The 14,101-nt window shown below is 59.5% G+C and carries 9 protein-coding genes and 1 pseudogene; all 10 read right to left on the bottom strand.

Annotated features, from left to right (window positions below; genetic code table 11):
- Nucleotides 1-105: 105 nt before the first annotated feature.
- The 10 genes and pseudogenes from VB144_11285 to VB144_11240 all read right to left on the bottom strand — a co-directional run bounded on the left by VB144_11285 (nucleotide 106) and on the right by VB144_11240 (nucleotide 14,079).
- Nucleotides 106-1,098 (bottom strand): annotated as a pseudogene (locus tag VB144_11285) (dipeptide ABC transporter ATP-binding protein).
- Nucleotides 1,095-2,090, bottom strand: a complete 996-nt coding sequence (locus VB144_11280; GenBank protein ID MEA4884214.1) for an ABC transporter ATP-binding protein — start codon at nucleotides 2,088-2,090, stop codon at nucleotides 1,095-1,097. The pseudogene VB144_11285 and the gene VB144_11280 overlap by 4 nt, the downstream one beginning before the upstream one ends.
- Nucleotides 2,091-2,103: 13 nt before the next feature.
- Nucleotides 2,104-3,534 (bottom strand): M14 family zinc carboxypeptidase, encoded by a 1,431-nt coding sequence (locus VB144_11275; GenBank protein MEA4884213.1) that lies wholly within the window; start codon nucleotides 3,532-3,534, stop codon nucleotides 2,104-2,106.
- A 56-nt stretch (nucleotides 3,535-3,590) separates the two neighbouring features.
- A complete protein-coding gene (locus VB144_11270) occupies nucleotides 3,591-4,487 on the bottom strand; it encodes an ABC transporter permease (protein ID MEA4884212.1) in 897 nt (298 codons plus the stop codon).
- Nucleotides 4,480-5,427: an ABC transporter permease gene (locus VB144_11265; GenBank protein MEA4884211.1), complete on the bottom strand. Its 948-nt coding sequence runs from the start codon at nucleotides 5,425-5,427 to the stop codon at nucleotides 4,480-4,482. The genes VB144_11270 and VB144_11265 overlap by 8 nt, the downstream gene beginning before the upstream one ends.
- Before the next feature lie 133 nt (nucleotides 5,428-5,560).
- Nucleotides 5,561-7,138 (bottom strand): ABC transporter substrate-binding protein, encoded by a 1,578-nt coding sequence (locus tag VB144_11260; GenBank protein MEA4884210.1) that lies wholly within the window; start codon nucleotides 7,136-7,138, stop codon nucleotides 5,561-5,563.
- Nucleotides 7,139-7,349: 211 nt separating this feature from the next.
- Complete coding sequence (locus VB144_11255; protein MEA4884209.1) at nucleotides 7,350-8,423, bottom strand: endonuclease/exonuclease/phosphatase family protein; 1,074 nt, start codon at nucleotides 8,421-8,423, stop codon at nucleotides 7,350-7,352.
- Between the two features lie 124 nt (nucleotides 8,424-8,547).
- Nucleotides 8,548-9,939 carry a TldD/PmbA family protein gene (locus VB144_11250; protein ID MEA4884208.1) on the bottom strand — a complete coding sequence of 464 codons (1,392 nt, stop codon included), beginning with the start codon at nucleotides 9,937-9,939 and terminating at the stop codon, nucleotides 8,548-8,550.
- Between the two features lie 13 nt (nucleotides 9,940-9,952).
- Nucleotides 9,953-11,329 (bottom strand): TldD/PmbA family protein, encoded by a 1,377-nt coding sequence (locus VB144_11245; protein MEA4884207.1) that lies wholly within the window; start codon nucleotides 11,327-11,329, stop codon nucleotides 9,953-9,955.
- A gap of 116 nt (nucleotides 11,330-11,445) precedes the next feature.
- Nucleotides 11,446-14,079: an MBL fold metallo-hydrolase gene (locus tag VB144_11240; GenBank protein MEA4884206.1), complete on the bottom strand. Its 2,634-nt coding sequence runs from the start codon at nucleotides 14,077-14,079 to the stop codon at nucleotides 11,446-11,448.
- Nucleotides 14,080-14,101 lie beyond the last annotated feature (22 nt).

The raw sequence follows: 14,101 nt of genomic DNA, 5'->3' as shown, positions 1-14,101 counted from the left end.
TCCGTACAACGCTCACAGAACCGGCTTCAGGAAGTGCGGAGGCTCGCTGCATCGCAGCGATTGCCGCCAGATTCCCCGGAGGCGTTCCACATATCTTTGGTCTTGCTAGCTGCATCGGACCCAGCACGCGCACATATGCCCTCCGCCCACATCGGTGAATGGCGGTTCCTTCTCTCGGCATATGTCCTGCGCCAGGCGACATCTGGTATGAAAGCGACACCCGTTGGGTGGCTTGACCGGACTGGGCACGTCTCCCTCCAGGATGATCCGTTTCCTCTCACCCCTGAGTTTCGGGTTGGGCACAGGCGCCGCCGACATCAGAGCCTCGGTATACGGGTGGACGGGGTTTGAGTATAGCTCTCGTTTCTTCGCAATCTCTACGATCTTGCCGAGATACATCACTGCCACCCGGTCGCTGATGTGGCGCACTACTGCAAGATCATGAGCGATGAAGATGTAAGTCAGCCCGAACTCCTGCTGCAGATCCCGCAGCTAGTTGATGACCTGCGCCTGGACCGACACATCGAGAGCTGACACTGGCTCGTCGAGAATAATGAGTTTCGGGTTCAGAGCAAGAGCCCGCGCAACGCCTATGCGCTGGCGCTGTCCTCCGGAGAACTCGTGGGGATACCGGCGCGCATGCGAACGGTCGAGCCCCACCACTTCCAGCAACTTCGCTGTCCTTCGCTCCAGTTCGGCGCCTTTTGCGACACCGTGTATGAACATGGGCTCCCCAATGATCTCTCCCACGGTCATCCTCGGGTTGAGCGAGGAGAACGGATCCTGGAACACTATCTGCATGTCCTTGCGCGCGCGCCGAAGGTCACTCTTGCCCATGGCCAGCCAATTGCGCCCGCCGAAATCGATAGTTCCCTCTGTGGGCGGTTCGAGGCGCATCAGCAAGCGACCGGTCGTGGATTTTCCGCATCCGCTCTCCCCAACCAGCCCCAGGGTCTCCCCGTTCAGGACGACAAACGATATCCCGTCGACGGCATGAACTGCGCCGATCTGCTTTTGTCGAATGATGCCCTGGGTGATTGGGTAATGCTTCACCAGGTTCTCAACGCGCAGCAGCTGTTCAGCAGAGCCTGTGCTCACCTCACTGCCGCCTCCCCTCTGGCCTTGATGCACCTGACCTCGTGCCCAGGGGCAATCGCCTTCAGCTGGGGCGCCTCGCTCCTGCACCCGGCGTCAGCGTTCGGGCAGCGTGGGGCGAACCTGCACCCATGAGGCATGTCAAACGGACTCGGCACGACGCCTTCAATAGAGTGCAGGCGATCCGTGTCCTCAGTCAGTACGGGAACCGACTGTAGGAGCCCTCTGGTGTAGGGATGCGCCGGGTTTTCGAAGATGGTCTCAACGTCGCCCGACTCAACGATCTGCGCCGCATACATCACGGCCACTCTGTCGGCTGTCTCTGCGATCACTCCGAGATCGTGGGTGATGAGCATCACAGATGCCCCGGAATCGGCCTTCAATTGGCGTATCAGGTCCAGTATCTGCGCCTGGATCGTCACGTCGAGGGCAGTGGTGGGTTCGTCGGCGATTAGGAGCCTGGGGTTGCAGGCAATCGCCATGGCGATCATCACCCTCTGCCTCATCCCACCGCTCATCTGGTGCGGATACTGGTCCACGCGGCGCTCAGGCGAGGGAATTCCCACCTTGCGCAGCATCTCTATCGCTCGCTCGCGTGCAGTCCGCTGGTTCACCGCCTGGTGAAGCAGGATGGCCTCCATGATCTGATCGCCGATTGTGAAGACTGGATTGAGGCTGGTCATCGGCTCCTGGAATACCATGGAGATATCGTTGCCCCTGATCGCCCGCATCTCATTATTAGAAAGGGATAACAGATCGCGCCCTCCAAACATGACCTCACCGCGCGCGATATTCCCTGGCGGGGTCGGGATGAGGCGCATGATAGAAAGGGACGTGACGCTCTTGCCCGATCCGCTCTCCCCCACTATGCCTAAGGTCTCGCCTGGCATCACGTCGAAGCTCACGCCATCGACAGCCGTCACTTCGCCGTCCTCAGTCACAAACCGCGTGACCAGGTCTTTCACCGACAGCAACGGTTCACGTAGTTCCGGCAATTCCAGCTCCTCCTCACAGTCCCCTGGCCTCGAGAACTACAAGAAGCGCTCCATACTGAACCTGAACCAGATTCCTTATGGGAACGACTTCGTATGCGAGGTTCTCTTCGATCTCCGAGGCCCAGCCGTCGATCTCCATCCGCAGCTCATCCAGAACACGCCGGAGTGTCGCCTGTCTGGACTGACCGCAGCAGGATCCGCAGCACTTCGCGCCCGGTTCTTGTCCCTCGGCGCCAGCCGTCTTCAGCTCGCCTTCTACGGCACGGGCGAGCATGCTCGCGACGAGCATTCTGTAGAACACTTCAACATACAGGGAGTCTGCAGCCTGGGCCACGGTCGCCAGCTGCTCCATTCCAGGGGTCTCCCTGGCCCATCGCTCCTGGCTCGGAAGCGATTTCCTGCCCGCCTCGACGAACGTGGCCACCGCGCCGCGGAGGAGTGGGCCGGAACCCGTGCAGATCAGATCCTTCGTTGCCTCAAGGGCCTTCGAGAGCACATCGTAAACGTGCCTTGACTTGCTGATCCCCTCCAGAATCACATCGCGACGAGTGCGAGCGGTGGGAGTCTGGTCGCCGATCTTCGCCGACATGAAGTATGGGACTTCAGTGACCAGAGAGAACGGGTGGGCCACGTTCTTCGCCCACTCCGAACTGCCCGCTCCGCCCACAATGTACTGGGCCGGGTCTCCGGGGGCGAACTTGCTGTAGTAGTCGTATGAGTCAGTCACCGAAGTCTCCTTGAAAACTCCAGGGTACAGCTGAATCGACCACGGCATCTCCGGCTCGCCCAGAGAAAGCGCGATGCCGCGCTCCACTGGAATCCTGTGGAGCTCAGCGTAGTGTTCCGTGCCTAGTCCGTCCGTCATGTAGTAGTACGCCCCGCCGAATCCCGCATTGTGCAGGGAATACATGACGTCTGGACGTGTCTGCTCTATGGCCTTCATGAGAGCCTGAGTCTCGGGTTTGGGATTGTCCCATTTGAGCGTCTTGTACTCGATGGGGAAAGTCCATTCTACCTGATCCTGCGGGCGCGGCCTGTAGAAGCCACGAGCGTAGTTTCTGATGCTGAACGGCCCGGCGAACCAACCCTCGTTGAGACGAGTGCCATCAGGATCGACACAGGGAAGGATGTGCCAGGTGCGCCCTGCGCGTAATTGCTCGTCTGTGACAAGCTCATCCATGAGGAAGTAGGTCATCATCGCTCCGATGGGCTCGTTTGGATGAGGGCAGGCGAAAACGAGTACACTGGCGGGCCCGCCTCCGATAGAGATCATGGGTATCTCGCTGCCGGCAGTGGACTTCCCGACGATGGTGAGTTTGGCGAACTCCGGATGTGCCGCCGCTGCCTCGTGGGCGCGGGCGTAGAGCTGGTCGACTGTAACAAACCGAGTGTACTCCGGCACCTTCGCGAGCCGATCTTCTATGGAAATGGCTGCGTTCTTCATTTGCAGACCTCCCGTTCATTCTGTTCGAGCGCACCCCGCGTCCACGCTGGCCGCGCTCAGTTCAGCTGCTTAGCGAGGCGCGGATCAAGCGCGTCACGCAGGGCGTCGCCGACGAAGTTGAAGCTCAAGACCACGAGGAAGATGCACATCCCAGGCCATATGATCATGTTGGAGTTGAGAAGCATGAAGTCCTTAGCCTCGCTCACCATGGCGCCCCATTCAGGGGTTGGCGGCTGAACTCCGAATCCGAGGAATCCTAGGGATGCAGATGACAGAATGGCGCCGGGAATGCCGAGTGTTGCGGATACTATCACAGGAGTGAGTACGTTCGGCAGTATGTGCCTGAACATGATGCGGGCGTCACTGCAGCCCAAAGCCCTTGCGGACTTGATGAAGTCCTCCGACTTCAGCGACATCACCTGAGCCCTGACCAGCCTGGCATACAACGGCCAGCTCACAACGCCCAAGACCCACATCACATTGAAGATGCTTGGGCCAAGAAGAGCCATCACCGCGATCACCAAGATGAGAAATGGAAACGAGTAGAAAACCTCCACAAGCCGCATCACGGCGCCGTCGATCCATCCACCGTAGTAGCCTGCGAAAAGGCCAAGGCACGAACCGAGGACGCTCGCTATCGAGACCACCACGACGCCGATGAGCAGGGAGATTCTCGAGCCGTATACGAGCCTGGAGAAGATGTCTCGCCCGAAGTTGTCGGTGCCCAGAATATGCCCTGGCGACCCAGGCGGCATGAACGGATAGGCGAGATCCATCTCGAACGGATCCCTAGGCGCGACCACCGGCGCAAACACTGCAGACGCGATGAACGCCAACAGCATGACCACGCCGATGACTCCGAGCCTGTGCCTTAGAAACACGCGTACAACGTGCGCGAACTCAGATCTGATCGTTCTCTTTGTTTCCTGCATTACACCCGTATCCTTACTCATATCTGATCCTCGGATCGATGAAGACGTATAGTATGTCAACTGCAAGCGTCACGAGCACGAAGCAGAGGGCGAAAACGAGCGTGGTCCCTTGGATCAGGGGGATGTCACGCTGCTTTACCGCATTCACTGCGAGCATGCCTATACCTGGCCATGAGAAAATGGTTTCAGTTATCACTGCGCCGCCAAGCAGGGCGCCAAACTGCATGCCGAAGGTGGTAGCCACTGGCAGCAACGCATTGCGGAGTGCATGCTTGTAGAGAACGATCTGCTCATGCACTCCCTTGGCTCTAGCAGTGCGCACGAAATCCTGGGACAAGGCCTCCAGCACCGACGATCTTGTGAGGCGAGTAAGGATGGCAGCCATGCCGCTGCCGAGAGTTATGGACGGCATGATGAGGTGCCTGACATACGCCCACACGCCTGCCCCAGTTGCGCCGATGCCCCTGATCGGAAGCCATCCGAGTTTCACTCCAAACAGGATGATCATTAGAATGCCGAGATAGAAACCTGGAAGCGACACTCCCAGCATGGCAAGGGTGGTGGCCGTGTAATCCACCCAGCTGCGCCGATTGGCCGCAGCGAGCACCCCCAGAGGAATCGACACCGCCAGCGCGAAGAGCGTTGAGCTTACGGCGAGGATTGCAGTGTTCCCAAACCTCTCCCGTATCTGGTCGGCAGCGGGGCGGTGGTACACGATCGACCTTCCCATATCCCCATGGAGCAGGCCGCGCATGTAGCTCAGGTATTGCTCGTACCACGGTCTATCCAGGCCAAGCTCTTTTCGCAGGCGCTCCACATTCTCCACATTCACCGTCTCTGAACCGAGCATCAGCTTGAGAGCGTCCCCCGGGGCGAAACTCACCATGGCGAACACTATGAAGGTGATGCCGATGACAACTGGTATCGTCGCCAGCAGGCGACGGACAATGAATCTCGCCAATTGCGTTCTTCCCCTCTTAACTTCAGAGGGGAGGGGTCCGCATTCCAAGCCTCGCCGCCTGGAAAGCCCGCCCTCCCCGCCAAAGCTCCCTGGGTTCGACTTCACACTCGGAACAACATGCCGAGCGTACTAGTTACTTTGAGATCCACACGTTGTTTTCCATGCTCACTAGGTGCAGACCACCCCACGGCGGCACGAAGTCGTTTACCTTCTTGTTTACAATCGAGTAACCCCACTCAAAGTACAGCGGTATCGAGGCTCGGTCCATCATGATCTGCCGCTGCGCCTGCTTCCACAGGCTCGTGATCTTGTTGATATCGGTAGTGGCAAGAGCTCGATCCAGCAGTGAGTCCACGGTCGCATTGGAGTAGAAGTGGCCGTTTGTCCTGCCGATCGAACTGCTGTGGAAGAGCGAGTGCAGACCAGTGGTTCCGGCGAAGCTGAAGTCGAAGAAGACTCCGGCGTTGCCGTCAACGATATCAGACACCCACACCGCGGAATCCTGCTGCATTACTGATGCATCGATTCCTATCTGCTTGAGCTGGGTAGCGAGGATCGTCAGTACGCGCACCTGGGATCCGGGTATGGTTCGTATCTCCACCTTGAGAGGCTGGCCATTGCGATCGAGAATTCCATCGCCGTTGGTATCGCGGAATCCTGCCTTCTGCAGAATGGCGAGGGCCTCCTTGGGGTCGTACTTCCAAAGGCTCTTGAGGGTCGGGTCATAGCCATGCGGCAGCCAAGGCGCGCACTGTCCGTAGGCTCGCTCGCCGTGAGGCGCCACAACCGCCTTGAAGGCCGCGTCGATATCCATTGCCTTTGATATGGCGTCGCGCACTGCCAGCTCGTTGAAGGGAGGCTTCGTCACGTTGAAGCCGAGGCCCCTGTATGAGCCGCCGCGTCCCATAGTCTCAAGCTTGGGGTTCTTGGCGACAGTCGCCATAGCGTCGATGTTGAACAGATACGGAACCACGTCAACCTCGCCCGCAGTCAGCGCCATTATCTGGACCGTCGGGTCTGGGATGACTACGAATTCCACCTTATCGATGTGCACGGGCAACCAGTAGTTGGGGTTGCGCTCAAGCACCGCGCCTTGGTCAGGAGAGAAGCTCTTGAGCTGGAAGGGGCCAGAGCCTATGGGGCGCTTGGCAAAGCCATCCTCGCCCAGCTTCTCGATGGCCTCATGTGGGACAATTCCTACGCTCGCCAGCCGATTGGAGTCGGCCACCAGGAATGGAGACGGCGTCGGAGTCTTGATCTCCACAGTGTAGCGATCCAGTGCCTTTACGCTCTTGATATCGCCGAGGGTGAACTTGGTGCTCACTTTGAGGAACCGGTTGATGGAGTAGACAACATCATCTGCAGTGACTTCGCGCTTTGCGCCCTTCTTGAAGATGTCGTTGCCCTCCTGGAAATACACACCCTTGTGGATTCGGAAGATCCATGTGAGATCATCCGGCGTCTCCCACTTCTCTGCAAGATGCGGTATGGGCATGAAGTTGTCCTTGCTGATGATTACCAGGGGGTCGAATACGAGCCCACACAGGTTGGTCTCATCATTGGCGGCGGTCTTGTACGGATCGAGCTGCTGCATAGATGTGGCAGCAATCTTCAGGGTCCCGCCGTTCACCGGGGTCGCCCCAATGACCGAGACTGACGCGGTTACGATCAGAAGACATGCCGCAATAGTCAGAATCGTCCTCTTCAGCATATAGTGTTCTCCCTCCTGCCATGATCACAAGTCTGGCCGTCCCAGTTGACTTGCGTTCATTATATGCACGCCATACACCTAAGTCAAGGAAATCCATGCTCAGCCCGGCCTCTTAAACCAGCTATCACCTGGCTTCAGAACTGGAAACCGAGAGTCTGAACGCAGTGGATAATCCAAGTCTGCTCATAAGCATGCGCCTGGCAGGCCCCCCTCAATGGCTTCGCTCCTTCAGCTTGAGAACAGCAGTGACCGGGTTGTGGTCGCTGTACTCGAACCCGAGGTCGTGCCCATGCACGCTCACGATCTCAATGTTGTTTGAAACAAGGAATCCATCTATCGTCACAAGGAATGATCTCCCGGGGTCATAGGGGGCGTCGACGCCTCTGTTGCTTGGCGTCGACTCGTCATACGCCCAGGCATACCCATCGGGCGTGAAGTCATCCGGAAGTGTCTGCAGCCAGCTTGGCCACGAATCGCCCGCGGCAGCCCGCTTCTCTTCTGCATTCTCAGAAAGCATGTGGTTCCAATCGCCGCCGATGACCACGTAGTTGCCCTTCTCAAGCTCAGCTTCGGCGTAATCCTTCACGAAGCCGAGCTGCTGGTCGCGTATTGTACCGCCTTTATCGTAAGCTTCGAGGTGAAGATGGGCAAGAACCAGTTCGCGCCCGCTGGTCAGCGGAATCCTGCTCTCCAAGAGGCATCTATCCAGCATGAAGAGCTGTGTGGGCCAGGAGTAGACGCCGGGCAGCGAAAACCTGCGTGACCTCGCTGCCTCGAACCTCGATAGAGTCGCCAGCCCGCCCAGGACCCGCCCATGGGGCCGCATCACGGGCACAGGCACCCACCCCACCTTGTAATTGGCAGCGAAGGATGCAGCGTACTCCGGCACGCTCTTCGTGACTGCATCATACTCATCCACGTTGTAGCTCCGCGTGCTCCTTCTGTCTATCTCCTGTATGAAGAAGAAATCGGAGTTCGCCCCCTGCAGGAACCTCAGCACCCCGTCCAAACTCGCAAGGACGTGCTCTTTGCTGATGGCCCTCGACATCGTCCCGCCATCCATGAAGAAGTCGGTTTCCTTGTCCAGACCACAGTAACCGATGTTGAAGGTGGTGATCGCAAATTCGCGATCTGCATCGAGCACCCCAGAGCGTTGGTTGTCCACGTCCACATCCTCAACGGGCGCGGGCCGATAGTCGGTGATAGACACCACTGCCACAAATCCCGCGAAAGCCAGCATCACGGCAGCGACCAGGATCAGCACTGCCTTAAGAAGCCTTTTCATGTAAATCCCCCCTCGCCGCCCAGCCCACGGCGGCCTCACAGAGAACGCAGTCAACACAACGCAACGACAATCGGACCAGCACAGCACTTTCCATACACGGTGCATAGGCCCGAGATGAGACCCTCTACTTACCAGTAACAGAACACCCGTCTAGCTGAATGTATGGAACCGTGAACTCGGCAATCGCCAGGGTCTCCTTCGACAGATCAACTACCTGTTTCAGAAGCTCATATATGTTCCCAGCGATCATGGCCTCTTTCACTGGACACACCACAGCGCCTGCTGCGATATACTGACCGCCCTTGACCACCCCGGAGAAATCGCCGCTCACGGGATCCACATTTCCGGAGAACCTGTTCACGATCAGGGCCTTGGAGCAGTTGCGAATCATGTCCGAAAGCGGCGTCCTGCCGGAGGCGATAATGACATTGGTGGGGCCCACTTCAGGCAGATTCTCATCTCCTCCAGCTGCATGGCCGTTCGACGCTACTCCATCTTTCCGTGCGGTGCGGCAGTTGTGCAGATAGCTGCCGAGCACGCCGTCCTTTACGATCTCGAGAGCGCGCGGAGGCGTCCCCTCGCGGTCGAACGACGTGGAACTGACGCCTCCTGGCATTCCCGGGTCATCGACGATGGATAGCAGCGGCGATGCGACCACCGAACCGAGCATCCCCTTCCACCTGGATCTGCCTCCTTGCACATTCTCAGCATTGACCGAGAAGAGCACTGGCTCGATGATCAAATCCATCGCTGCGTATGGAGTGATAATCACGCTGCCCTTGAAACCTGGCGCCGTGGAAGCGCCCAGGGAAGCCACGACCTTCTCGCCGAGCCTGCGGCCTGCCGCCGCTGGGTCGATGCCGTCCTTCCGGCAGGAGGCTGCAACCTCCAGATCAAAAGAGGACATAGACTCGCCATCGACGGCAAAGCCCATCCCCACGCAGCTGAACGTAGTCCGCCTCTCCGAAAGGCCAATGCCTGTTGAACTCGCGATGGCCTTCTCGGCCAGCTCCACACTGTAGCTGGCTGAGTCCACCGTGACCCTGGGATCGTAGCCGCGCGCGGAATCCACGAATGCCCGGCCCTGCTCCAGAGCATCGCGAAGAGTGATCCCGTAGGCGGAATCATCGCACAGTCCGGGCACTGCGTACACAGGTGAAGGCTGAGGAAGCCAGACATTTGGGTCTTCAGGCGATGCCTCAGCGATAGCCATGGCCGCCCTCAGGGAGTCGTCGAGCGCCTCGTCCGACAGGATGTTGGTGGCCGCGAAGCCCTGCTTCGCACCGTTCGCACCGCGCGCGCAGTGTGCACGGCCCGTCCCCGAGGCGCCGCTCCCGCCTGTGCGCGTCACTCGTATTCCTATTCCTTCGTATGCATCACCCTTGGGCACTTGTAGATCATTTTTCTCGAATACGGCCTCAAGCGTTCGGGCCTTGCGGTAGAACACCTCCGCTCCGTCAGCCCCCATAGCCAAAGCACGTTCAACCAAACGCTGGCAGAGGCCGAGCCCTCTCAAGCTGCTCCCTCCCCTACTCATGTTGGCCTCCAATGGTGACCCGGCAGCGCAGGTATGGTCCGCCGGCATCGACCTTGGCAGGCTGCCACTTCCCGCAGTGTCCGGCGCCCATGGCCATCTCGAAATCGGACGAGACCGCATCCACGCTCTGCAGCACTTCGAACGCCTGGCCAGAGATGCTTATCCCCTTGACCATCTGCCCGACCTTGCCGTGGCTGATCTTGTAGGCCTCGGCCACGCCGAACATGAACTCCGCCGTCGAATCGGCCTGTCCGCCCTGGCCCAGTCCCTTGAGAAGGAGCCCATGGTCTATCTCGGCTATCATCTGATCCAGGTTCCCTGATCCGCTCTGTATGAAGGTGTTCGTCATCCTGATAATGGGCTGATCTCGATAGGTGAAGGCTCGGGAGTTCCCGCGAGGCTCCGCGCCGAAGGAAGCGGCCGTCTCACGGTCGTGCAGATACTCCCTGAGGATGCCCTTATCGATTATGACAGTGGGCTGACCAGCCACGCCCTCGTCGTCAGCCAGAACCATGCCGGACGCCCCAGCCAGAGTGCCATCGTCAACCATGGTGACCAGCTCCGAAGCGACCTTCTGGCCGATCTTCCCTCGAGCCGCCGAGCCGCTGAGCACGAAATCCGCCTCAACAGTGTGGCCTATGGCCTCATGGGACAACACGCCCACGAGCATCGGGTCTAGGATCACAGTGTACAGGCCGCCAGGCGCGTAACCGGCATCGAGCTTGCCAACTGCAAGCTCCACCGCCTTATCCGCGAGCGCCTCGGGGCTTGCCTTCCGGATCAGGTCTTTCCACGAACCGGTAACCCCACACGTCTCGGTGGCCATCTCCAGCTTACCATCGCGGGCACAAGTGGCCGAAATATGGAAGCTGGGCTTGTTGTCGCGAATATGAACGGCCGCCCCGTCCGAGGCGGCGATGTACTTCTCGTCTTCATACTGGTTGTACCTCACAATGCTCCCAACAACCAACGGCGAGCGTTCGCGCATCCGCCTCTCCGTATCCATCACGACTCCGATGATCTCCGCGATCCCTGGCTGGCCCACCGAGTTGTAATATTCCAGATCCCCCTTGGCAAGCTTGGCAGGGGCCAGGACGGCCTTTTCGCGCCTGAGCAGTGACCCCGCTCGCGCTGCCTCCTGAGCCTCTGAGATCGCCTTCCGAAGCCCATCCTCGGTGACCTCGGTAGTAGACACAAATCCCCAGCAGCCATCCACCAGGCATCTCACCCCAGCTCCGGCCTGGGTCTTCCGTTCCACACGAAAAAGGGCGCCATTCCTGGCATCGACGGCCGTCTGCACCCGCTTGTGGCGCCGGATCTCGACATAGCCGGAACTCCCGGCAAGCACCTTTCTGAGAAGGTCGAGCATTCAATCGCCCTCCTTGAAATGAAATCTGCGCCCTTGGCGAGATCAGTGAGGTCACGGCATACCTGGACGGATCCCTGTGATCGGCAGGCAGTGCAGGGCCAGGTTTCACGAGTGCCTCAGACCCTTCTGAACCGCAGCTCGAATCCTGTCTGCCGCCGGTATTCCTCATTGAGCGCCGAGGCCGTGTCGTCGTCGATATGCACAGAGCTCCTGGCCTCTGCGTACCCCTCGAATACTCCAACTTTCATATCGCCCATCCCCCGAGCGCGCAGCAGGCTCCTTGCCGCCTCGGCCAGTTCGTTCACCCTCACACTCGCCTGCACCTGCAGGCGCCAACCGGTGGTCCGCTCAAGTTCCTGTAGAAGGCCGTCGTACCTATGCCCCACCTGCGGGCTGACAAACGATAGCGCCAGGACACCTTCCTCGCGGTATATTCCCACCTTGGGCCTGTGAGGCCGGCTCGCGAAGGCCTCCTCAACCGCACCCTTGGCCACATTCTGTTCGAGCCTCGGGAAGTTGCCAGTGATCGGTGCGGCCACCGCAGCCGACGCCGCGACCGTCACCGTCACATCATCGGCTGCCGCGCTTGCCGCGCCTGCCGCGCCCAGAGCCGACTGGGCATCCTGGAGCGTTCCATCGCTCCTGAATATCAGCTTGAGCCCTGTTTCGTCCTCGAAGGCCGCTATGTAGTCCTCCAGGGTGAGCCCGCTTCGAGGGTCGCCGTCGCATGACTCGGGCAATCTGACCGTAACCACGTCGCCCTGGAAGGAAGGGTCCCGTTCAAGCGAAAAGCCAAAACCAGCGGCAAGTTCCGATCTCAGCTTCGCTTTGATGAACTCAGCGTTGACAGTCTGGGCCACATCCACCTTCCTGACGGTCTCGTCCCGGATACGCTCAATGATATCGGCGCATCGCTTCGCGTACTCCGGGGTGGGAAAGTAGAGAGTGATCGTCCCATCGCTTCCGAACCCCAGCCTCTGCAAGCCGCATCGGCCAAGCCGTTCCTGCACTAGGGACCTGGCGGCGTTCTGCTCCATGGGGTGAGGCGTGACCGCATCAGTGTACTCAGCCTCTGTGAGCACGTGCACCAAGTTGGGATTGCCAGCGGCGGGCATGAAGCGCCGATCATCGCGCACTGCCTGTCGGAACTGCTGCTTCTCGTCGTCGCCCAGTTCGCGCCGGCCATGCCATACAGTGAGCAGGTCCCCAACCGTCACTGCCGTTCCGCCCACTCCGTTGGCCAGAAGATGACGCCAAAGCTCTGTTGGATCAAGATGGTCCTCCCTATCAAGAGCAATCTCCTGCACATGCGGGTTCAGCGAGTATCTTCTCGAGGCGCTCGGCACGCCTAGTTGCGGCCCATCCGACCTGCCCGCACCTGTCGATTGGGAAGGAGCATACTCGTGCGCCTGCCCAACCGCTGCGATCTCAACTCGCGCCTCTGGCATTTGATCCGCAAGGGATTCCGCGAGGGCCGAGAGCGATTCGTCGCTCCCATGATTTACCAGAACCAATCGTGGCTGCAAGGCTTTCACTGATGCGACTATCCCGAACGAATCCGCGTGGGCCGACAGCCCGAAGCCCTCCACTTTGCACTTCACTTGGCGCTCCGAACCGTTCAGCACCACCTTCCGATCCACCTCGGGCTTAGCAGCAAGATCTAGGAGCTTCCGTCCTGGCGACTCCTCATCCTGGTAGCCCACTATGGCAAGAAGGTTTCCGGAATCCTGCACGATTCTCTCGGCGTAGATGGGCGACACGCCTCCGGTGAGCATGCCCGAGCTTGCGATGGCGACCCACGGTCCATTTGACGCTAGGATCTTGTCGCGCTTGGCTTTGCTGTCGATAGCCTCGATGCCATTTGTGTAGAACAGATCATCCCCTCGGAGGACTTCCCTCTTGTACCTCTCGGCGAGATAGTTCGGATTCCGCTCAAATACGAGGTTCACATTCCTGATCAGCCCATCGACGTACACGGGGATCTTCTTCTTCGTCCTGCGGATGTAATTGCGGAGGGCAAGGATGATCTCCTGAGCGCGCCCAAGTGCGAAGGCGGGAATCAGGGTGCGACCGCCGTTTTCGGCTGCAGCGCCTATCGCATCCAGTAGCCTCTGAACCTCCTGCACCCTCGGCGCATGTAACCGCGATCCGTACGTAGCCTCGGTGATCACGACATCCACGCCCCGCCGCAGACCATGGCTGAACTTCTGCATCCCCACGGTCTCCTGTTCGAACGTGGTGAAGTCGCCAGTGTACAGGAGAGTCCCTTCATCCATCTGGAGCAGCACCGCCGCAGCCCCTAGTATGTGCCCGGCCGGCAGAAACATGGCCTGCACTCCAGGAGCGGCTTCAAATGAAGCGCCGTATCCATGGGTCATTGTGGCATCGAGGGCTCGCTCCGCGTCGCTGTCATCGTAGAGGCTTAGCCCCTCCCTGAACTCCGCCACCTTGATCGCATCGTACAGCATCACCTTGGCGATGTCGCGCGTGGCGTTCGTTGCATGCACCCAGGTTCCGGGCGACAGCTTCGCGACCACGGGCAGAGCGCCGCAGTGGTCGAGGTGCGCGTGGGAGATGATTATGGAGTCGATGGTCACGTCGTTTAAGGGCTCTAGGTTCGGGAGCATCCCCGTGCCTTCCTCGTTCACCCTAACACCGCAGTCCAGGAGTATGTTGCGCCCCGCAGCAGTCGTCACAAGCACACACGAGGCGCCGACTTCCCGTGCGCCCCCCAGGAACCGTATCTGCATTGTCCGTCCTCAATCCTCCGTG

The sequence above is a fragment of the Clostridia bacterium genome (assembly GCA_034926675.1).
In the GTDB taxonomy this organism is placed as follows: Bacteria; Bacillota; DTU025; order DTU025; family DTU025; genus JAYFQW01.
This window is presented reverse-complemented; position numbering and strand designations above follow the sequence as displayed.

What these genes read in the sequence shown, in the direction of transcription:
- VB144_11275 (MEA4884213.1), bottom strand. Translation starts at nt 3,534, where the DNA reads ATGAAGAACGCAGCCATTTCCATAGAAGATCGGCTCGCGAAGGTGCCG.
- VB144_11270 (MEA4884212.1), bottom strand. Translation starts at nt 4,487, where the DNA reads ATGAGTAAGGATACGGGTGTAATGCAGGAAACAAAGAGAACGATCAGA.
- VB144_11260 (MEA4884210.1), bottom strand. Translation starts at nt 7,138, where the DNA reads ATGCTGAAGAGGACGATTCTGACTATTGCGGCATGTCTTCTGATCGTA.
- VB144_11255 (MEA4884209.1), bottom strand. Translation starts at nt 8,423, where the DNA reads ATGAAAAGGCTTCTTAAGGCAGTGCTGATCCTGGTCGCTGCCGTGATG.
- VB144_11245 (MEA4884207.1), bottom strand. Translation starts at nt 11,329, where the DNA reads ATGCTCGACCTTCTCAGAAAGGTGCTTGCCGGGAGTTCCGGCTATGTC.
- VB144_11240 (MEA4884206.1), bottom strand. Translation starts at nt 14,079, where the DNA reads ATGCAGATACGGTTCCTGGGGGGCGCACGGGAAGTCGGCGCCTCGTGT.